The 18,737-nt window shown below is 65.4% G+C and carries 18 protein-coding genes; 11 read left to right on the forward strand and 7 right to left on the reverse strand.

Going from position 1 to position 18,737, the window contains the following annotated elements:
* The first annotated feature begins 17 nt into the window (after positions 1-17).
* The 6 genes from CXQ89_RS08955 (at position 18) to CXQ89_RS08980 (ending at position 6,644) form a co-directional block, all read left to right on the forward strand.
* Complete coding sequence (locus CXQ89_RS08955) at positions 18-878, forward strand: SDR family oxidoreductase (RefSeq protein ID WP_104161019.1); 861 nt, start codon at positions 18-20, stop codon at positions 876-878.
* Between the two features lie 212 nt (positions 879-1,090).
* Positions 1,091-1,948: a branched-chain amino acid ABC transporter permease gene (locus tag CXQ89_RS08960; RefSeq protein WP_104096793.1), complete on the forward strand. Its 858-nt coding sequence runs from the start codon at positions 1,091-1,093 to the stop codon at positions 1,946-1,948.
* Between the two features lie 2 nt (positions 1,949-1,950).
* A complete protein-coding gene (locus CXQ89_RS08965) occupies positions 1,951-3,774 on the forward strand; it encodes an ATP-binding cassette domain-containing protein (RefSeq protein ID WP_104161020.1) in 1,824 nt (607 codons plus the stop codon).
* Complete coding sequence (locus tag CXQ89_RS08970; protein WP_104161021.1) at positions 3,771-4,514, forward strand: ABC transporter ATP-binding protein; 744 nt, start codon at positions 3,771-3,773, stop codon at positions 4,512-4,514. The genes CXQ89_RS08965 and CXQ89_RS08970 overlap by 4 nt, the downstream gene beginning before the upstream one ends.
* A 100-nt stretch (positions 4,515-4,614) precedes the next feature.
* Positions 4,615-5,424: an SDR family oxidoreductase gene (locus tag CXQ89_RS08975; RefSeq protein ID WP_104161022.1), complete on the forward strand. Its 810-nt coding sequence runs from the start codon at positions 4,615-4,617 to the stop codon at positions 5,422-5,424.
* A complete protein-coding gene (locus CXQ89_RS08980) occupies positions 5,424-6,644 on the forward strand; it encodes an acetyl-CoA C-acetyltransferase (protein WP_104054350.1) in 1,221 nt (406 codons plus the stop codon). The genes CXQ89_RS08975 and CXQ89_RS08980 overlap by 1 nt, the downstream gene beginning before the upstream one ends.
* A 105-nt stretch (positions 6,645-6,749) precedes the next feature.
* Here CXQ89_RS08980 and CXQ89_RS08985 read toward each other — a convergent pair whose 3' ends face one another.
* The gene (locus CXQ89_RS08985; protein WP_104161023.1) at positions 6,750-8,360 is read right to left on the reverse strand and encodes an AMP-binding protein; all 1,611 of its coding nucleotides are present in this window, start codon (positions 8,358-8,360) and stop codon (positions 6,750-6,752) included.
* A gap of 119 nt (positions 8,361-8,479) precedes the next feature.
* Between CXQ89_RS08985 and CXQ89_RS08990 the strand changes: the two genes are divergently transcribed.
* On the forward strand, positions 8,480-9,097 hold the full coding sequence (locus tag CXQ89_RS08990; protein ID WP_104104069.1) for a TetR/AcrR family transcriptional regulator: 618 nt from the start codon (positions 8,480-8,482) through the stop codon (positions 9,095-9,097).
* 17 nt (positions 9,098-9,114) lie between these two features.
* On the opposite strand, the gene CXQ89_RS08995 is transcribed toward CXQ89_RS08990, so the two are convergent.
* The gene (locus CXQ89_RS08995; RefSeq protein ID WP_104054347.1) at positions 9,115-9,873 is read right to left on the reverse strand and encodes a CoA-transferase subunit beta; all 759 of its coding nucleotides are present in this window, start codon (positions 9,871-9,873) and stop codon (positions 9,115-9,117) included.
* Complete coding sequence (locus CXQ89_RS09000; RefSeq protein WP_104054346.1) at positions 9,873-10,739, reverse strand: CoA transferase subunit A; 867 nt, start codon at positions 10,737-10,739, stop codon at positions 9,873-9,875. The genes CXQ89_RS08995 and CXQ89_RS09000 overlap by 1 nt, the downstream gene beginning before the upstream one ends.
* Before the next feature lie 121 nt (positions 10,740-10,860).
* On the opposite strand from CXQ89_RS09000, the gene CXQ89_RS09005 reads away from it, so the two are divergent.
* Together CXQ89_RS09005 and CXQ89_RS09010 are read left to right on the forward strand one after the other, a co-directional pair.
* A complete protein-coding gene (locus tag CXQ89_RS09005) occupies positions 10,861-11,595 on the forward strand; it encodes an SDR family NAD(P)-dependent oxidoreductase (protein WP_219815586.1) in 735 nt (244 codons plus the stop codon).
* Positions 11,596-11,664: 69 nt separating this feature from the next.
* On the forward strand, positions 11,665-12,411 hold the full coding sequence (locus CXQ89_RS09010) for an SDR family NAD(P)-dependent oxidoreductase (protein WP_104054345.1): 747 nt from the start codon (positions 11,665-11,667) through the stop codon (positions 12,409-12,411).
* Positions 12,412-12,414: 3 nt separating this feature from the next.
* Here CXQ89_RS09010 and CXQ89_RS09015 read toward each other — a convergent pair whose 3' ends face one another.
* The 4 genes from CXQ89_RS09015 to CXQ89_RS09030 are packed head-to-tail and all read right to left on the reverse strand — an operon-like array spanning position 12,415 to position 16,639.
* Positions 12,415-13,590, reverse strand: coding sequence for an acyl-CoA dehydrogenase family protein (locus CXQ89_RS09015; protein WP_104161024.1), 1,176 nt, complete (start codon positions 13,588-13,590; stop codon positions 12,415-12,417).
* A gap of 51 nt (positions 13,591-13,641) precedes the next feature.
* Complete coding sequence (locus CXQ89_RS09020) at positions 13,642-14,610, reverse strand: acyl-CoA dehydrogenase family protein (RefSeq protein ID WP_104161025.1); 969 nt, start codon at positions 14,608-14,610, stop codon at positions 13,642-13,644.
* Positions 14,607-15,785, reverse strand: a complete 1,179-nt coding sequence (locus CXQ89_RS09025) for an acyl-CoA dehydrogenase family protein (RefSeq protein WP_104161026.1) — start codon at positions 15,783-15,785, stop codon at positions 14,607-14,609. Before CXQ89_RS09025 ends, CXQ89_RS09020 begins: the two co-directional genes overlap by 4 nt.
* On the reverse strand, positions 15,782-16,639 hold the full coding sequence (locus CXQ89_RS09030; RefSeq protein WP_104161027.1) for an enoyl-CoA hydratase: 858 nt from the start codon (positions 16,637-16,639) through the stop codon (positions 15,782-15,784). Before CXQ89_RS09030 ends, CXQ89_RS09025 begins: the two co-directional genes overlap by 4 nt.
* Before the next feature lie 120 nt (positions 16,640-16,759).
* Here CXQ89_RS09030 and CXQ89_RS09035 point away from each other — a divergent pair, with 120 nt between their 5' ends.
* Together CXQ89_RS09035 and CXQ89_RS09040 are read left to right on the forward strand one after the other, a co-directional pair.
* The gene (locus CXQ89_RS09035; RefSeq protein WP_104054340.1) at positions 16,760-17,932 is read left to right on the forward strand and encodes an acyl-CoA dehydrogenase family protein; all 1,173 of its coding nucleotides are present in this window, start codon (positions 16,760-16,762) and stop codon (positions 17,930-17,932) included.
* Positions 17,929-18,732, forward strand: a complete 804-nt coding sequence (locus CXQ89_RS09040; protein ID WP_104054339.1) for an SDR family oxidoreductase — start codon at positions 17,929-17,931, stop codon at positions 18,730-18,732. The genes CXQ89_RS09035 and CXQ89_RS09040 overlap by 4 nt, the downstream gene beginning before the upstream one ends.
* Positions 18,733-18,737: the final 5 nt, after the last annotated feature.

Consider the following 18,737-nt stretch of genomic DNA (forward strand, 5'->3'; position numbering starts at 1 on the left):
AGCACCAAGGGGCAACCATGAGCAGTGCGGAGCACTTATACAACGGCAAAACCGCAGTCATCACGGGCGGCGGATCCGGTTTGGGCGAAGGCCTGGTCCGGCACGCCGCCGCCCTGGGCATGAACGTCGTCGTTGCCGATATCAACGAGGCTGCTGCCACGAAGGTCGCTGATGACATAGTTCGGGCCGGCGGAAACGCTGTTGCGCTTGCGGTCGATGTCCGTGATCCGGAGCAGGTCGACAGCCTGGCGGAGGCGTCCTACAGGATCTTCAAGCGTGTGGACCTTTTGGTCAACAATGCGGGCATCGAGCAGTTCGGATACCTCTGGGACACTCCCGTCGCGAACTGGCGCAGGATCCTGGACATCAACGTCAGCGGAGTTTTTCACGGAGTGCGGTCCTTTGTGCCGAGGATGATCTCGGCGGGCGGCAGGAGTTCCGTGTGGAACACGGCGTCAGTCGGAGCGGTCACGGGCATCAGCCGCCAGGGACCATATCTGGCGACCAAACACGCGGTCCTGGGCCTCACCGAAGCACTGAAGCTGGATATGGACCATGCCGGCCATGACATCAGTGTTGCCGCCGTGCTTCCCGCTGCCGTCTCCTCCCGCATCTTCTCGGATGCGGGGACAGTTCTCGAGGGCGACCTGGAAGCAGCAGAGGGTGCCCGCAGGGACATGATGACCCTGCTTCCCACAGCCTTGGATCCGCTGGATGCCGCGCGGGCCATCTTCGACCAGGCCGCCGCCGGAGAGTTCTACCTGCTTTCCCAGCCCGGATACGTCGCCGCCATCATGGCGGACCGGGGTTTGCAACTAACCCGGCGTTCCGCCCCGCAGGAGCCCCGGCGGCACAGTTTCGCAGCGCGGGACCACTAGGTTCCGATTGACTCCCCACCCACCTGCACGGCCCCTGCTGTGCCGTCCGGCCCGTCTGCGGCCGCACAGCCCGGCAGCGGGATCCGGCATCACAATTCACAGAGGAATCAACGTGTTCGCAGAGGAAGAAACATGAGTCCGCACATCCAGTCCGCTGAGGCAGCGTTTGGGTTCAGCAGCGCCGGCTGCACCGGGCTGAGGGGAGAACTCCGATGACCGTCATACTTGGCGGCCTTGCGCTCGGCGCCGTCTACGCGCTGGTTGCGATCGGCTACAACATCATTTTCATCTCGTCCAAGACCTTCAACTTCGCCCAGGCCCAGCTCATGATGTTCGGCGCGTTTATCGTCTACACCGGAGTATCAGTCTTCGGACTGAATCCGGTCATCGCTGCAGTGCTGGCCATGATCATCGTCGCGGGCATCGCCTACCTCGAGTTTGTCCTCGCAATCCGTCCGGTGAAGGACCAGCACAACGTTCTGGTCACCACGCTGGGGGCCGCAGTGCTGTTGGACGGCTCGGCCCAGCTTCTCTGGGGCGGCGAGCCGCTTAAGGTTCCCTTCTTCGCCGGCGATTCAGCCATCGACATCTTCGGCGGCCGGGTCTATCCGGTGGAGATAGCCCTCGTTCTCGTGGTCGCCGTGCTCGTCATCGGATTCGCCGTCTACGGCCGGGTCTCACTGACCGGGCTCGCCCTGCGCGGCATGTCGGAGGACAGCGAAGCTGCCCAGCTCCGCGGGGTCAACGTGCGCAACCTTGCGCTGATGACCTTCATCTTTGCCGGTGCCCTCGCCGGCCTGCTCGGAGTTATCGTCGGACCCAAAACCTTTGCCGTGGCTACCCTGGGCACCGCCCTGGCACTGAAGGGCTTTGTGGTCCTCGCGATCGGCGGGTTCGGCTCGATGCCCGGTGCTGCCGTCGGCGGTGTCATCGTTGGGCTGACCGAAGCGCTGGCCGCGCGTTATCTGGGAGGCGAGTTTGCCGTCCTGGCAGTCTTTATCCTGCTGATCGTCATCCTGCTCCTGCGTCCTTCAGGACTATTCGTTCGCACCAAAGAGAGGACGGTCTAGCCATGGCATTATGGGTTCGACTTCGCGCACTGCCGGCCTGGGTGTTTCCGCTGCTGATCGGAATCACCATTGTCCTTCTTCCCATGCTGGGAATTCCCTATTCCACGCAGCGGCAGGTGCAGCTCACACTGATCCTCGCCCTCGTCGTGAGCGGCCTCAACCTGAGCCTTGGCTACGCCGGCGAGCTCGCCCTCGGCCAGCCGGCGGTATATGCCGCCGGTGCCTACACCGCAGGCCTGATGTCAAAGGCAGGACACACCGAGATTCTGGTCCAGCTGGCCGCGGGTGCGCTGGCCGCCCTGGTGGTCGGATTGATCACCGGAGTGCCGGGCCTCAGGCTGGGTGGATGGTCCCTCGCCATGACCTCCTTCTTCCTCGTGCTGCTGCTTCCGGACGTACTGGCGATCTTCAAGGAGGTGACCGGCGGCCGCAACGGGCTCAGCGGCATCACGCCGCCCACCCTGTTTGGCCAGCGCATCACCGACGACATGCTGTTCATGGTGGTGGCGCTCGTCGTCGTCGTCTGGTTTGTGATTGTCCGCAACATCATCGTGTCCCGGCATGGTGTGGCATTCCGTGTCCTGAAACGCAGTCCGGTGCTGGCCTCGTCACTGGGCATCTCGGTGTTCCGGATGAAGCTCACGGCCTATGCGCTGGGTGCTGTTCCCGCCGGCTTGGCCGGCGTGCTGTTCGCCAACGTCGACCTGTACGTGTCACCGGAGGCCTTTGCCTTCGGATTTGCCACCACGGTGCTGGCGGCCTCCATTCTGGGCGGCTCGGCCAGCATCTACGGTGCCCTGGTGGGTGCGGCAATCCTTCAATTCGCAACCAACAGCTCCCGCGAGTTCCAGGAATACTCCCTGCTCTTCACCGGGATTTTCCTGATTGTGGGCGGCGTGTTCCTGACCGGCGGCATCGCCGGCCTGCTGCGGACGGCGGTGAGCCGGCTCGATGCACGGGCCCGGCAGGCAGGACCGGTGCCTGCCGCACCGGATTCGCCCGCAGATACCGCCCTCACCGGTTTTGCCGGCAAGCGGCTGGTCATCGACAACGTCTCGAAGGCCTTCGGCGGGAACAAAGCGCTCAAGGGCGTATCGCTGACTGCCGAGCCGGGGCGGGTGACTGCCCTTATTGGCCCTAACGGATCAGGCAAGACAACCCTGTTGAACATGGTCTGCGGATTTTATCGGACGGACACCGGGGCGATCTCCATTGACGACCGCCGGCTGGATTCCACGGGGCCCGACGCCGTGGCGCGGGCCGGCGTGGCCCGCACCTTCCAGACCCCCAACATTCCCGAGGGAATCACCGTTCTTGAGGCCGTCGTTTCAGGGCGTTACATGTCCAACCGGGCATCGATCCCCGCGGCGGTCCTCCAGCTGCCCGGGTTCCGCCGCATCCGGCGGGAAGACCGAAGCGAGGCCGATCGCGTCCTGGGGTTGGTGGGCCTCACTAAGTACCGCGACGTCGAAGCCGTGTCGCTGCCCCTGGGCATGCGCCGCATGCTCGAAGTTGCCCGGTGCCTGATCTCCCGCCCGGGAGTGCTTCTCCTGGACGAAGTAGCCTCCGGCCTGGACGAACACGAGGTGGAGATGCTCTCGGAGGTGGTCCGCAAGGTGACGGCAGCCGGCGGCACTGTGGTCTTGGTGGAGCACAACTTCCAACTCGTGCTCTCCCTTGCCGACACCATCGTGGCGCTGGCCCACGGCGAGGTCATGGCCACCGGAACACCGGCCGAGATCGAATCAAATCCGCGTGTGCTCAACGAGTACCTCGGCATCGAAGCAGATGAGGAAGCGATGATGGAACCGGAAGGTCAGCGATGAATGCGACAACGCAGGCTCCACTGCTCAAGGTCGAACGAATGGTCACCGGATACGGGGATCTGCGGGTGGTCCGGGACGTGTCTTTCGAAGTGCGGGCCGGACGGCTGACGGTCCTGCTGGGCCGTAACGGTGCCGGCAAGACAACGACTCTCCGTGCTGTGTCAGGGCTGAACAAACTTGCAGGCGGCAGCATCACGTTTGACGGTGAGCCGATCGACAAGCGCTCAGTGGCGGATCGCGTGCGAATGGGAATGTCCTACGTGCAGGAGGGCAAACGCGTCCTCCACGCCCAAACCATCGAGGAGAATCTGCTGCTGGGCGGGCGCATTCGAAAAGTGCGGCGTGCCGTGCTGCACGAGGAAATCGAGCGCATCTACTCGCTGTTTCCGATCCTCAAGGAGAAGCGCTCCCTGCCGGCCGGCAGCATGTCCGGCGGCCAGCAGCAAATGCTGGCGATTGGGTCCGCACTGATGGCCAAGCCGCGGCTGCTGCTCCTGGACGAGCCCTCCGGCGGGCTCGCTCCGGTTGTCGTGAAGGAAGTAATGCAGCGGGTCGCCGAGCTGAAGGAGACCGGGATCGGCATAGTGCTGGTGGAACAGGCGGTGGAAGCCTCTGTGGCCATCGCGGATGACGTGGTGGTTGTGGATATGGGCCGCAACGTTCTCGCCGGACCGGCTGCTTCGGTTGATCTTGAGGACCTGAAGCGGGCCTACTTTGGTGCGCCTTCGCACCACCCGTGACGGCTGGCAGCCACCACGCAAGACCGCTTAACGACAACCTAGCGTTTGCTTGGTACAGTGTGAACCATTCGCGCCGTCGCGAAGAAAGGGCAGGGAACCGATGTCGATAACTATCGATCTCACAGGCTGGGTTGTACTCGTTACGGGAGGCGCACGCGGTGTGGGTTCCGGCATTGTTGACGCCTTCGTCGACGCCGGCGCCGCCGTCGAAATCTGCGGCCGGACAGAACCCGAACCGCCGTCCGGAACCGCATCGCAGGCGGTGCACTTCAGCGCCGTTGACGTGCGCGATGATGCGCAGGTGCGTGCCTGGGTTGCGGACGTCGTCGAGCGCCGCGGGCGCATTGACGTGGCCGTCAACAATGCCGGCGGCTCGCCCTTCGGCCGTTTCGAGAGCGGTTCAGCCCGCTACCAGCGCGCAATCACCGAGTTGAATTTCCTTTCGGCGGCCCAGCTGGCCAACGCGGTGCACCCGGTCATGATGGCGCAGGAGCAGGGCGGATCGATCATCAACATCACCTCGATCAGCGCCCGCCGCCCCAGCCCCGGCACTGCGGTTTACGGGGCGGCGAAGGCTGCACTGGAAAGCCTGACCGGCAGCCTGGCTGTCGAGTGGGCGCCGCGGATCCGGATTAACGCGGTGAGCTGCGGACTGGTGGCGACCGAGGGCGCCGCGGACCACTACGGCGATGCGGACAGCTATGCCCGCGTGGCAGCCACCATTCCGCGCGGACAGCTGGCCCGTCCGGACGAGATTGGTGCCGCCTGCGTCATGCTGGCCTCGCCGCTGGCCAGCCACATCACCGGAGCAGTCCTCGACGTCGACGGCGGCGGCGAATGGCCCGCTTTCCTGGCGCACACCCCGCACGCCGACATTCTCAAACCTCACGAAGTAGAAGGAGCACACTGATGACCGAAGCGGTAATTGTTTCTGCGGTACGTTCACCCATTGGCCGGGCCAACAAGGGCTCCCTGCGCGGGATGCGCGGTGACGACCTCGCCGCGCAAATGGTACGGGCCGCCCTCGACGCCGTTCCCGGGCTCGACCCGGCCACCATCGATGACCTGATGATGGGCTGCGCCCAGCCGGCGGGGGAGCAGGGCTACAACATAGCCCGCATGGTGGCCATGCAGCTCGGCCTGGATTCCGTTCCGGGCACCACGGTGCACCGCTACTGTTCCTCGTCCCTGCAGACCAGCAGGATGGCGCTGCATGCGATCAAGGCCGGTGAGGGCGACGTGTTCATTTCAGCCGGCGTGGAGACTGTCTCGCGCTTCGGCTTCGGCAAGTCCGACGGCATGCCGGACACCAAGAACCCCGCGTACTTTGACGGCATGGAGCGCACCAAGGCCATGGCCAAGGACCCCGAAGCCCGCTGGAGTGATCCCCGCGAACGCGGAGAACACCCCGACATCTACATTGCCATGGGCGACACTGCCGAAAACGTGGCCCAGCTGCGCGGCGTCTCCCGCGAAGCGCAGGACGAGTGGGCGGTGCGAAGCCAGAACCTCGCCGAGGCCGCCGCAGCGCGCGGCTTCTGGAAGACCGACATCACCCCGGTTACCCTGTCCGACGGAACCGTAGTCTCCACTGATGACGGTCCGCGCGCCGGCGTCACGCTCGAGAAGCTCTCAACGCTGCAGCCGGTGTTCCGCGAGCACGGCACCGTCACGGCTGCCAACTGCTGCCCGCTGAACGACGGCGCCGCCGCCCTGGTCATCATGAGCGACCGCCGCGCCGCCGAACTGGGACTGACTCCGCTGGCCCGCATCGTTTCGACGGGTGTTGCAGCCATGACGCCGGAGCTGATGGGGCTGGGTCCCGTTGACGCCGTGGGCAGGGCGCTGGCCAATGCCAGAATGTCCATCGGCGACATGGACATCATGGAGCTCAATGAAGCCTTCGCCGCCCAGGTGCTGCCCTCCATCGACGACATCGGCATCGACCCGGACAAGGTGAACGTCAACGGCGGTGCCATCGCGCTGGGCCACCCCTTCGGCATGACCGGGGCGCGCATGACCACGACGGCGATCCACGCACTGCAGGAGCGCGACGAACAGTTCGCCGTCGAAACCATGTGCGTGGCCGGCGGCCAGGGCATGGCCATGATCCTGGAACGGCTGAGCTAGCCACTGCCGGCGCACAAACTCCAGCGTGCGCACAAAAGGGCGGTTGCAGGATTCCCTGCAGCCGCCCTTTTCATGTGTGCCGGTGATCCGGTCCGGCTTACCGGCTCACAGCTTTGACTTCAGCACCTTTCCGGTGCTGTTGCGCGGGAAATCGTTGACGATGACGAAGCTGCGGGGAACTTTGTAATTCGCCAGCCGGGTCTTGCAGAACGCGGCCAGGTCATCAGCCGTCGGCATCGGATCGGCGTCGTGCAGCAGGGCAACGTAGGCCCTGCCCACTGAACCCATCCGCTCGTCGTCGACGCCTACCACGGCGGATTCGTTGACGGCGGGGTGCTGCCGCAGCACGTTTTCAATCTCGGCCGGATAGACGTTGAAGCCGCCGACAATGAACATGTCCTTCAGACGATCAGTGATCTTCAGGCAGCCGTGCTCGTCCAGCCGGCCGATATCGCCGGTGTGGAACCAGCCCTGGGCGTCCACGGCATTGGCAGTGGCCTCGGGGTCATCGAAGTACCCCAGCATCACATTCTCGCCGCGGAGCAGGATTTCGCCGTCGTCACCGACAGGCACATCGTTCCCGGCTGCATCGGCAACCCGGATCTCGACGCCGGCCACTGCCGGTCCCGTGGTCTGCTTTGCGTGCTCCAGGGATTCCCCGGGCCGGGACAGCGTTGCCACCACGCATTCGGTCATCCCGTACGCCTGCGCCACGGTGCGGAAACCGAGCACCTCCGACATGTCCCGGAAGAGTGTTTCCGGGGCCGTTGCGGCCCCGGCAATGGCGAAACGCAGGGATGAGGTGTCGTAGCTCTTCAGGTCCGGATGGTTCAGCAGCGAGGTGAAGATGGTGGGCACGCCGGGCAGGACGCTGATGCGCTCTTTCTGGACCAGCTCCAGCAGTGCCGAAGCATTAAAGGTTTCCACCGGATAGATCGTGGCCCCGGCCAGGAGTGCGGCGATCACCCCCGCCTTGTAGCCGAAACCGTGGAAGAACGGGTTGACGATGGCGTACCGGTCCTCGGCGCACAGCTCAGCACCCGCTGCCCAGGCCCGGGCAACGCCCAGTGTCTGCCGGTGCGCGCTCATGACCCCCTTGGGCAGGCCGGTGGTTCCGGAGGTGTACAGGATGTCGACGACGTCGTCGGGCTGCACGGCTGCAGCCGCCGCAGTGAAGCGCTCCTCCTCACCCGCGCCGTCGGCGAGGAAGGACTTCCAGCTGCTTTCGCCGGGCTCATCGGCCGTGCCGTCGAGCCGCACGACAAGCCGCACCGAGGGCAGGCCCGGCACCGGCACTGAAGGGGCCGGCTCTTCAGCACCGTCGCTGACGGCATCCACTGCTGCAGTGCGGAGCGTTTCCAGGGGCCGTCGGCCGAGGAAATCATCGGCAACCACCAGTACCGACGCGCCGGAGCGCCGCAGGATCATGGCAGCCTCATGGCCGGTGTAGCGGGTGTTCAGCGGCACCACCGCCGCTCCGACCGACTGTGCACCCAGCATGGCGAGAATGAAGTCCAGCCGGTTCGGGGCCCAGAGGCCCACCCTGTCGCCCGGGCCCACACCGTGTGCCAGGTAGGCGCGCCCGGCCTCCGCGATGCGTTCGCTGAGTTCACCGTAGGAAACGGCAGTGTCTGCGGCCACGACGGCGGGGTGGTCGCCGAGCCGCGCCATGTCGGCAAGCAGCTGGGGAATGGTCCGTGCGTCAGAGAGATGCATCGAGGAATCCTTTCATTCCATGTGACAAAAAACGCAATGGCGCGGCTAATACAGTAACGTGCCTAAAATGCGGGAGAATTGAGCAAATGCTTGGGTGAATTCGTAGATGAGGAGAAATGATGGCAACGCGCAAGAAACCGGAATCAGCAGCCAGTGAGCAGGGTTCCGACCGGCGGGAACAGCTACTGGCCATTGCCGCCCACCTGATAGCCACCCGCGGATACTCCGCGACGACGGTGCGTGACATTGCCGATGAAGCGGGCATCCTCTCGGGCAGCCTCTACCATCACTTCTCCTCCAAGGAAGCGATCCTGGAGGAAATCCTGCGGTCCTTCCAGGGTGGACTGCGGCAGCGGTCGGAGGAGATTGCCGCTGCCGGCGGCGGGCCGCGGCATGTCTTTGACGAACTCGTCCGGACTGCCTTTGTCACCATCGAGAAACAACCGGACGCCGTTGGCATTTACCAGAATGAGGCGGCGTTTCTGGCCAACCTTCCAGGCTTCGAGTTTGTGGCCGAAGAAGGAGCCCGTATTGAATCGATCTGGCTCAGCGTGATCCAGGAGGGCCAGCGCGAGGGTGTTTTCCGCGCCGACCTTGACTCGGCAATTACCTATCGCTTCATTCGTGACGCCGTCTGGTCCACGGTGCGCTGGTTCCGCCCGGGCGGCCGGCACTCCGCCGAGAGTGCCGGCCGCCACTTCCTTGAGCTGATCCACTCAGGCCTCCTGCAGGACTGATCCGTTCAGGAGCCGGTCTAGTTCGGGACTTCCCGGGACCGGCTCCCGCGCGGATCCAGCACCTCGCGGATGAGGTGCAGCTCCTCGTCCGTGGGAACGCGGGTAAGCGGAGCACCCTCCACCTCCAGCGCGAAGCCGGTGTTGTCGATGATCTCCTGGGGATCAACCCCGGGATGGATGGAGAGCACCGTGACGCGGCCGTCGTCGTCGTAGCCCAGGACAGCAAGATTGGTGACGATCACGCCCAGGTGGTGGAACCGCATGGAGGTGCCGGCCGCACGTGCGCGGTCGTTGCCAACGCCTGAGACCATGTCCACGGACTCGACGAACAGGCGGGCGCTGTGCCGGGACACCCAGTAGTCCACCCGGTGGTTGGCGGTGTTGCCCGGAGCTCCCCGTACGCCGATGAGCTGGCGCTTGGGCTTGTTCCAGTCGCCGATCAGCGAGATGTTCTGGTTTCCGTAGCGGTCAATCTGGCTGGCGCCCATCATGCTCTGCCGGCGGCCGCTGGCCACGATGTCAAAGATGCGGCGGAACGGCGCCCAGCCCTCGATGGTCCCGCCGCCGGCAGCCGTTTTGCCCAGCGGCGGCGGCTCGCTCATCATGAATGCTTCCCCGTCGCTGAGGACCAGGTCGGGGGAGTGGGTGAGCTTGGCGAGCCTGGCACCGATGGTCGGAATGGTGCCCACGGCGTGCGCGAGGATCTCGCCGGACTCACGGTAGGTGTCTGAGCACGCCGCGATGCAGATTTCGGCGGTGGTGGCGTCTGCGGTCATTACTTCTTCTCCTGTACTGCGTGGAAGCGGGCAACCGCCTCGTGGTAGCCGGCTTCGTCGCCGCCGAGGAACTCGGCGACAAAGGCGCGCCAGCTTTCGGGGTCTTTGGCGGAGGCGGCGTAGTGCTTCTGGAATGCCTCGTCGCGGCCGTAGTCCGGCTCGCAGGTGGTGAAGTGAGCACCGCGCGGGGTCTCAATGACACCGGTGACGTACATGCGGCTGAGCATCAGGGTGTGGAACGAGCCTTCGTCCAGCAGGTCTTCCGTTTCCACGATCCGCTCCGTGGTGACGAAGGTGCGCGCTGCCGCCATGGCGAACAGGTCATCAAAGTACGGATCCGGGCCGAGGAACTGCGCGTTGCCTCCGCTGTCCGAGCGGTTCACATGGATCAGGGCCACGTCGAGCGGGGTCGCCGGCACCGCAACATACTCGTCATCGGAGTAGGGGGATGCCACGGTCTTCAGATGCGGATTCGCGGCCATGACGTCGGACCCGATGCCTGCCAGCGTGGGCAGGAAGGACAGCCGCGAGGCTGCGGCGCGCAGTCCGGTGACAAACATGCCTTCGTCATACTCGTTGATCTCCAGCTCGCCGCGTTCCCGCGCTGCGGTAAACAGGGGATCCAGGGCAATGCTGTCCAGCGAGACGAATCCGTAGATGAGCTTGCGGACCTTGCCCGCGGCAACCAGCAGGCCGACGTCGGGGCCGCCGAAGGCGACAACGGTCAGGTCGGTCACGTCGCTGCGCAGCAGTTCGCGGACCGCCGCCATGGGCTTGCGCCGCGATCCCCACCCTCCGATGCCAATGGTCATTCCTGACTCAATGGACGAAACCGCCTCACTAAGTCCAATCCTCTTGTCGGGCATCCGGTCCTCATTTCCCGCATCATTGCGAAACCTAGCGCTTGTTTGGTAGCTAGACTAGCATGACCCCATGGCGCCGTACCGGTGCCGCGCAGAAGACAAACTAACGTCGCGGAGGACAGGCATGGGGCAGAGCAGGGGCGGGCACATTATTGTGACCGGGGGCGCCAGCGGGATCGGTGCAGCCGCCGTCGAGCAGCTTGCCGGGCGCTGTGCCCGCGTCACGGTATTCGACCTGCAGGATCCGGTGGCCGGGAGCCGGCCCGAAAACGTGGACTACATGGCGGTCGATGTGTCGGAGGAGCCCGCCGTGCAGGAGGCAATCGCCCGTGCCCGGACGCGCGGCGGCGTCGTCACGGGGTTGGTGACCTGTCACGGCATCCGCGGCGCTTTCCTGCCCGCGGCGGACCTGGACGTGGAGCACACACGCAGGGTCCTGGACGTGCATGTGCTCGGTACGCTCGTGGTCAGCCGCGCGGTGGTGCAGCAGCTCGCGGGGACTCCGGCGTCAATCGTGACGGTTTCATCCTCAACGGCGTTCGGCGGATGGGAGAAACAGGCTGACTACGGCGTAGCCAAGGCGGCCGTCCGGCAGCTCACCGAAAATCTGGCCATCGAATGGGCGCCGGGCGGTGTTCGGGTCAATTCAGTGGCTCCAGGGCATACCCTCACGCCCATGGTGCAGGAAATGCTCGACGGCGGTTACGACGCCGGTTCCGTTTTCGCCCGAACACCCCTGGGGCGCTTCGCGACGCCGCAGGAGGTGGTGGACTGCATTGTCTTCCTCCTTCTGGACGCAACCTTCGTGACCGGCCAGTGCCTTGCTGTTGATGGCGGCTGGACAGCCGTTGGAAAGTGAAACCCCGACAGTACGAACAGTACGAACAAGCCGATTTGTTGATGCACGCCATACCAGTGAAGGACTTCCATGAACGCAGTTGAACCGGTTATCTCCCTGGACGGAAAAGTCGTGCTGCTCACGGGCGCTGCGGGCGGACAGGGCCGCGCGCATGCGGCTCTGCTTCACCGTCTGGGTGCGCGCCTCGTGCTGACCGATGTGGACGCCGACGGGGTTTCGGCCCTGGCCCGGACCTTCGAATCCAACGCGCTTGGCCTTCGGCACGACGCATCCTCACCGGCAGACTGGACCCGGGTGGTGGACGCGGCAGTGTCTGCGTTCGGCCGGGTGGACGTCCTGGTGAACAATGCGGGCTATTGTCCGGTTGCTCCGCTGGCGGAAACGAGCGAGGACATCATCCGCCGCGCCATCGACATTAACCTGATCGGACCCATCCTTGGCATGCAGGCAGTTCTTCCCGCCATGCGCGGCGCCGGCGGGTCGATTATCAACATCGCGTCGACGGCCGGCGTCGCCGGTTATGCCAACCGTGTGCCGTACTCCGCGTCCAAGTGGGGGCTGCGCGGGGCCAGCCGGTCCGCGGCCAGGGAATACGGCCCGTACGGCATCAGGGTCAATACGGTGTGCCCTGGTGCCGTGGACACCCCGATGATCACCGAGGAGACCCGTGCCGGCACCGGATTCATAGCTACGCTTCCGATTCCCCGGGCCGGGCGGCCCGGGGAAATCTCAACGATGGTGGCTTTTCTCGCCAGTGACGCCGCCAGCTACTGCACCGGCCAGGACTTCATTGTGGACGGCGGGGTTACGGCGTAGGGCTCACAGCGTAGCGAGAGCTTCCTGCCTCCGGCGGGGCTCGGCGCTGGCCGCCGGTGCGGGGATGATTCCCAGCAGCCTTCCCAGCCGGCGCCGGTGCTCGCGCGCAGAGCCGAAGAGCTGGCTCGTGGAATGCGCCCGCTTGAAGACCAGCTGGGCGTCATGCTCCCACGTGATCGCGATTCCGCCGTGAATCTGCACAGTTTCAGCGGCCACCTTGTCGAGGGCGTCTGCGCACCACGCAGCGGCTGACGCCGCGCGTTCCGGCAGGTCCGCAGCATTGGTTCCGGCCGACCAGGCCGCAGCCCAGGCAGTGGTGCGCGCCGTTTCCACCTGCACGAGCATGTCGGCCATCCGGTGCTTAAGGGCCTGGAAGGAGCCGATTGCCCGGCCAAACTGCACGCGCTGCTTGGAGTATTCAACGCTCATGTCCAGCCCGCGCTGCGCGGTTCCCACCTGCAGGCAGCTCACCGCGACGGCGGCGATGTCGCGGATTCTCTCCAGCGACCTTTCGGCGTCCAGCTGAAGCGCCCGGGCCGGAACCCGGTTGAAGGTCAGTGTCGCGAACCGGATGGTGGTGTCGACGGCCGGGGTGTTCACCCGCTGGACCGCGGCGGCGTCCAGAACCTCGAACAGACCCACACCCTCCGGCGTAGACGCGACGGCAATGACCGTGTCGGCAGTAACGCCGTCGAGCACCAGAGTTGCCGTTCCATCCAGGGTCCACTGCTCGGGCCCCTGTTCGCCCGGCGTGGCGGTGATGCCGGAACCGGTGGTGCTCCAGGCGCCGCGTTCATCCGCCCAGGCCAGGGTCGCAATGCTGCTTCCCTCGGCAATCCCGGGCAGCAGGCGTTCACGCGGCTCTTCCTCGGCCGACTCCAGGAGGGCGGATGCTCCCAGTACTGCTGAGGCCAGCAGGGGACTGGGGGACAGCTGGTAACCGAGTGCTTCCAGGACCAGGCCGGTTTCAAACCAGGTGAATCCGGCCCCGCCGTATTCTTCGGGAATGGCGAGGGAAGCCACGCCCACCTCTTCAGCCAAGGTGCGCCAAAGATCCGTGTCGTAGCCGACCGCAGAGGCTGCTGCACTGCGCACGGCAGCGGAGGCGGCATGGCGGTTGAGCACTGCGCGCAGGGTCTTGACGAGCTCGTTCTGCTCGTCGGTCAGTGAGAAGTCCATGGTGTCCTCAGGTGTGGAAGGTCGAGGTGTGGAAGGTCAGGGTGTGGAAGGTCAGCGGGCTGTAGGAAGCAGGAGGGAGGCTATGCGGGAGCGGTGGTGCCGCGGCGTTCCCCAAGCGCCCTGCAGCGCACGGACCCGGGTGATCCAGAGCCCCAGATCGTGTTCCTCCGTGTAGCCGATGGCGCCGTGGACCTGCAGGGCAACCCGTGCTGCCAGGTTGGCCGCATCACCGGTGGCTACCTTGGCGGCGGAGACGCTGCGGGCGCCGTCAGGACCGCCGAGGTCCAGGGCTGCGCCGTAGATCAGCGGACGTGCAAAGGTGAGGGCGATGCGCACGTCTGCGAGCTGGTGCTTGAGGGCCTGGTATTCGCCAATGGCCCTGCCGAACTGTTCGCGGATCTTGGCATAGCTGACGGCTTCCTCCAGCAGGCGCTCTCCGGCGCCGAGCAGCATGGCCGAACAGGCCAGTGTTGCCCTGTCCACGGCAAGGTCCACCGCAGCGGTTTGCAGTGCGGTTTCGGAGCCGACGGCGGTGAGTTCGCTCAGCTTCCGGGTCCGGTCCACGGAGGCGGCGCCGGGTCCGGCAGAGGCGCCGGAGAGGGAATCGGGGCCGACGACGAAACACCGGCTGCCCGCCGCGGCGTCAAGTGCGTAGGGAACGAGTCCCGGTACTGCAGCCGTGGCAACCAGTGATCCGTCCAGGATGCCGCTGCGCACACTGGGGTCGACCAACTCGGGCAGCAGCGCGGCGGATTCGATGTACGGTCCGGGAACCGCGTGATATCCCAGCCGCTCGAAAGCAACGGCGAGGTCCACTGCGGTGCCGCCCATGCCGCCGTCGTCCTCTGCGAGGCACAGGCCAAACAGCCCCAGTTCCGCCAGCTGGTTCCACAACGCCAGGCCGGGCTCCGTGTTCCCCTCTGCCCAGGTCCGCGCGACCTTGGTGCCGCCGGCGCTCTCAATGATTTCGTCGAGGGCCTCGGCCAGCGACTGCTGTTCTTCACTCAGTGCGAATTTCATGACGCTCTCCTGCCGTCGCCGCCGCGTGGGAGGCCAAGTAGACGTTCTGCAATGATGTTGCGCTGAATCTCATTAGTGCCTGCGTAGATGGGTCCGGAGATGGAGAAAAGGTAGTCATCCATCCACCGTCCGCCGGCCACCCCGGGACCTCCGCGCAGTTCCGCGGCGGGACCGAGCAAATCCAGTGCCGTCTCGTGCAGCGCGATGTCCAGCTCGGACCAGAACACCTTGTTGACGCTGCCTTCGGCTCCAATGTCGCCGCCGTCCTGCAGTGTGCTCACCGTGCCCCAGGTGTAGAGGCGATAGGCCTCGGACTTGATCCAGGCGTCCACGACGGCGTCCTGGGCAAAGGGGTCTTCCTGCTGGTGGGTGCCCCACAGGTCGATGAGCCGGTCCGCGGCAGCACAGAAGCGTCCCGGGGCCCGCAGCGAGAGGCCGCGCTCGTTGCCGGCGGTGCTCATGGCCACGCGCCAGCCGTCTCCCGGAGCTCCAAGGACGTCTGCGTCAGGCACAAAGACATCCTCGAAGAACAGTTCGGCGAAACCCGTTGAGCCGTCGAGCTGGGCGATGGGGCGCACGGTGAGTCCGGGGGCGTCCATGGGAAAAAGGAAGTACGTCAGGCCGCGGTGGCGCTGCGCGGCGGGGTCGCTGCGGAACAGTCCGAATCCGCGGTCGGCCCAGACTGCGCGTGAACTCCAGGTTTTCTGGCCGTTGAGCAGCCAGCCGCCGCGCTCGTCGTCGCGGCGGGCGGTGCTCCGAATGGAGGCCAGGTCACTGCCGGCTCCCGGCTCGGACCAGGCCTGTGCCCAAATCAGGGAGCCGTCTGTCATGGCGTTGAGGTACCGGTTGCACTGGTCATCCGTTCCGTGTTCAAAGAGAATCGGGGCCAGCAGCGAGATACCGTTCTGGGCTACGCGGGTGGGAGCTCCGGAGCGGTAGTACTCCTCCTCAAAGAGGACCCACTCGACCAGGCCGGCGCTTCGGCCGCCAAACTCCTCCGGCCAGGCGACGGCGGACCAGCGGCCTTCCGCCAGCGTGGCTTCCCACTCGCGGTGGGCGGCGAAACCCGCTTCCGTATCCATTGACGGCAGCGGTGTGGACGGCACGTTTTCGGCCAGCCAGGCCCGCGCCTCAGCGGCGAATGCCTGCTGTTCTTCGGTCAGGTCGAGGTTCATTTGGCCACCGCCGCGTTCCGCATGCCCTGAACGTTCATTCCGGCCAGGGAGTCGGCGCCCACCTCCGCGTTGTGGGCGTGCGCCGCATGGTGCAGCCCGAAGACGGAATCCATCCCGGCCCGCATGCCCTGCAAATCTTCGGACTGGTTTACTGCCTTCTTGGCCAGCGCCAGGCCCAAACGGGGCATCGCACTGATGCGTTCGGCCATGGCCATCACCGTGTCCTCCAGGACCTCACGCGGCACCACGTGGTTGACCATGCCCAGGTCATGGGCGCGCTGCGCGGTGAAGCGGTCACCGGTGAAGAGGAACTCCTTGGCAGCACGGGGATTCATCACCCACGGGTGGGCGAAATACTCCACGCCCGGGATGCCCATGCGGACCACGGGGTCCGAGAAGAACGCATCGTCGCTGGCCACGATGAAATCGCAGGACCAGGCCAGCATCAGGCCGCCGGCAATGCACGCACCCTGAACCATTGCGATCATCGGCTTCGGGATCTCCCGCCAGCGGCGGCACATGCCCAGGTAAACCTCGGATTCCCGGGCAAGGCGGGAGTCCACGCCTGCTGCCCCCACATGGTCCCACCACATGACGGCCTTGCGCTCGAAGCTCTGGTCAATGTCCCGCTCCGGGGAGCCGATGTCATGTCCGGCGCAGAAGTGCTTTCCGTTTCCGGCCAGGACGATGACCTTTACGGCATCGTCCTCGACGGCGGCGGTGAACGCGGCATCCAGTGCATAGGTGACCTTGGAATTCTGCGCGTTGCGGTACTCGGGCCGGTTCAGCCGGACGACTGCCACGGAACCGCGCACCTCGTACGTTACAACCTCGCCGGAATCATCATTCTTCATCGTGGCTCCTCTCTGAGGCACTTCCCGCTGTGATGGAGTTCACCAAACAAGTGCTTGGTTTGCTAGCATAGGCGAAGCTCGACTTTATGACCAATGGCGGTGGGCGATGAAAGGTGTGTCGTGGATCTGAACTATTCAGCGGAGGACGAGGAGTTTCGTCAGGAGATCCGTGGCTGGCTGAAATCCAATCTTGTCGGGAAGTTTGCGCAGCTGCGCGGACTCGGCGGATCCGGCCGTGAGCACGAGGCTTTCGAGGAGCGCCTTGAGTGGAACCGCCACCTTGCCGAACACGGCTGGAGCTGTGTCAGCTGGCCGCGGGAATACGGCGGACGCGGGCTGAGCCTTCTGCAGCAGGTCATCTTCCATGAGGAGTACGCCCGGGCCGACGCCCCTGCCCGCGTCAATCATTTTGGAGAGGAACTGCTGGGACCAACACTGATTGCCTTCGGCACCAAGGAGCAGCAGGACCGTTTCCTGCCGCGCATTGTGGCGGTTGAGGATCTCTGGTGCCAGGGATACTCCGAGCCCGGTGCCGGATCGGACCTCGCTAACGTGTCCACCAAAGCCAGGCTCGACGACGGCGGGCGGTGGGTGATCGACGGGCAGAAGGTTTGGACTTCCCTGGCGCACAATGCCAACTGGTGCTTCGTGATCGCCCGCACGGGATCCGGGCCCCGCAGGCACGACGGGCTCTCGTATCTGCTGGTGCCGATGGACCAGCCCGGCGTCGAGATCCGCCCGATCCTGCAGCTGACCGGCACCTCGGAGTTCAACGAGGTGTTCTTTGACGGCGCCGTCACCGACGCGGACCTGGTGGTGGGGGAGCCCGGTGCCGGCTGGTCGGTGGCGATGGGCACGCTGGGTTTTGAACGCGGCGTCTCCACTCTGGCGCAGCAGATTGCGTTCCAGCGCGAGCTGGAGTCCGTCGTCGACCTGGCCCGCAGCAACGGTGCCATCGATGACCCGATCATCCAGGACCGGATTGTTTCCGCACACATGGGCCTGGACATGCTGCGCCTGCACGGGCTGCGCACGCTCAGCGGTGAACAGGGCATCGAAGCCTCGATCACCAAGCTCCTCTGGGCGCCGTGGCACCGCTCCCTCGGTGAACTGGCCATGGCTGTTGCCGGCCCCGGCGGGCTCACTGTCGCCGAAGCTCCCTACGAACTGGACGCACTCCAGACCCTTTTCCTGTTCAGCCGCGCGGACACCCTGTACGGCGGTTCGGACGAAATCCAACGAAACGTTATTGCCGAGCGTGTGCTCGGCCTGCCGAAGGAGGCACGAGCATGATTGAATCCCGCGTCGCACAGCCCGTACCCGACTACGTCCCCGCCCACGGACTGCTGACGGGACGCCGCGTCGTCGTCACCGCTGCGGCCGGCGCCGGAATCGGCGCAGCGGCAGCGCGCCGCTGCTTGGAAGAAGGAGCCGCCCTGGTGGTGCTCGGGGACACCCATGCCGGACGGCTGGAGTCGTCTGCAGCGGAGCTCGGTGCCGAGTTCGGTGCCGAGCGCGTCCGCTGGGCGGTCTGTGACGTCACCGTGGAGGACCAGATCGAGGCCCTCCTGGATCTGGCCGAGGACGCCGGAGGGGTTGACGTCATGATCAACAATGCCGGCCTGGGAGGCACGGTTTCCATCCTGGAAATGACAGATGACCAGTGGAGCAAGGTCCTGGACGTCACCCTGACGGGAACGTTCCGCAGCGTGCGCGCTGCATCCCGGCGCATGGTCCGCAACGACGTAAAGGGCGTCATCATCAACAACGCCTCGGTCATCGGCTGGCGGGCACAGGAGGGCCAGGCCCACTATGCCGCAGCCAAGGCCGGAGTCATGGCACTCACCCGTTCCGTTGCCCTCGATGTGGCACCCTACGGAATTCGGGTCAACGCCGTCTCACCGAGCCTGGCCATGCACCCGTTCCTCGCAAAGGTCACCTCGGATGAGTTGCTGGAGCAGCTCACCTCGCGCGAGGCGTTTGGCCGTGCGGCTGAACCATGGGAAATCGCCAATGTCATGGTGTTCCTCGCCAGCGGCTATTCGTCCTATATGACGGGCGAAGTCGTGTCCGTCAGCAGCCAGCAAGCCTAAGGGGA

It is taken from the genome of Arthrobacter sp. ZGTC212 (assembly GCF_002929255.1).
Lineage (GTDB): Bacteria > Actinomycetota > Actinomycetes > Actinomycetales > Micrococcaceae > Arthrobacter_B > Arthrobacter_B sunyaminii.

Excerpts from the sequence above, each read along its gene's own strand:
- CXQ89_RS08955 (WP_104161019.1), top strand. The coding sequence starts at position 18 with ATGAGCAGTGCGGAGCACTTATACAACGGCAAAACCGCAGTCATCACG.
- CXQ89_RS08960 (WP_104096793.1), top strand. The coding sequence starts at position 1,091 with ATGACCGTCATACTTGGCGGCCTTGCGCTCGGCGCCGTCTACGCGCTG.
- CXQ89_RS08965 (WP_104161020.1), top strand. The coding sequence starts at position 1,951 with ATGGCATTATGGGTTCGACTTCGCGCACTGCCGGCCTGGGTGTTTCCG.
- CXQ89_RS08970 (WP_104161021.1), top strand. The coding sequence starts at position 3,771 with ATGAATGCGACAACGCAGGCTCCACTGCTCAAGGTCGAACGAATGGTC.
- CXQ89_RS08975 (WP_104161022.1), top strand. The coding sequence starts at position 4,615 with ATGTCGATAACTATCGATCTCACAGGCTGGGTTGTACTCGTTACGGGA.
- CXQ89_RS08980 (WP_104054350.1), top strand. The coding sequence starts at position 5,424 with ATGACCGAAGCGGTAATTGTTTCTGCGGTACGTTCACCCATTGGCCGG.
- CXQ89_RS08985 (WP_104161023.1), bottom strand. The coding sequence starts at position 8,360 with ATGCATCTCTCTGACGCACGGACCATTCCCCAGCTGCTTGCCGACATG.
- CXQ89_RS08990 (WP_104104069.1), top strand. The coding sequence starts at position 8,480 with ATGGCAACGCGCAAGAAACCGGAATCAGCAGCCAGTGAGCAGGGTTCC.
- CXQ89_RS08995 (WP_104054347.1), bottom strand. The coding sequence starts at position 9,873 with ATGACCGCAGACGCCACCACCGCCGAAATCTGCATCGCGGCGTGCTCA.
- CXQ89_RS09000 (WP_104054346.1), bottom strand. The coding sequence starts at position 10,739 with ATGCCCGACAAGAGGATTGGACTTAGTGAGGCGGTTTCGTCCATTGAG.
- CXQ89_RS09005 (WP_219815586.1), top strand. The coding sequence starts at position 10,861 with ATGGGGCAGAGCAGGGGCGGGCACATTATTGTGACCGGGGGCGCCAGC.
- CXQ89_RS09010 (WP_104054345.1), top strand. The coding sequence starts at position 11,665 with ATGAACGCAGTTGAACCGGTTATCTCCCTGGACGGAAAAGTCGTGCTG.
- CXQ89_RS09015 (WP_104161024.1), bottom strand. The coding sequence starts at position 13,590 with ATGGACTTCTCACTGACCGACGAGCAGAACGAGCTCGTCAAGACCCTG.
- CXQ89_RS09020 (WP_104161025.1), bottom strand. The coding sequence starts at position 14,610 with ATGAAATTCGCACTGAGTGAAGAACAGCAGTCGCTGGCCGAGGCCCTC.
- CXQ89_RS09025 (WP_104161026.1), bottom strand. The coding sequence starts at position 15,785 with ATGAACCTCGACCTGACCGAAGAACAGCAGGCATTCGCCGCTGAGGCG.
- CXQ89_RS09030 (WP_104161027.1), bottom strand. The coding sequence starts at position 16,639 with ATGAAGAATGATGATTCCGGCGAGGTTGTAACGTACGAGGTGCGCGGT.
- CXQ89_RS09040 (WP_104054339.1), top strand. The coding sequence starts at position 17,929 with ATGATTGAATCCCGCGTCGCACAGCCCGTACCCGACTACGTCCCCGCC.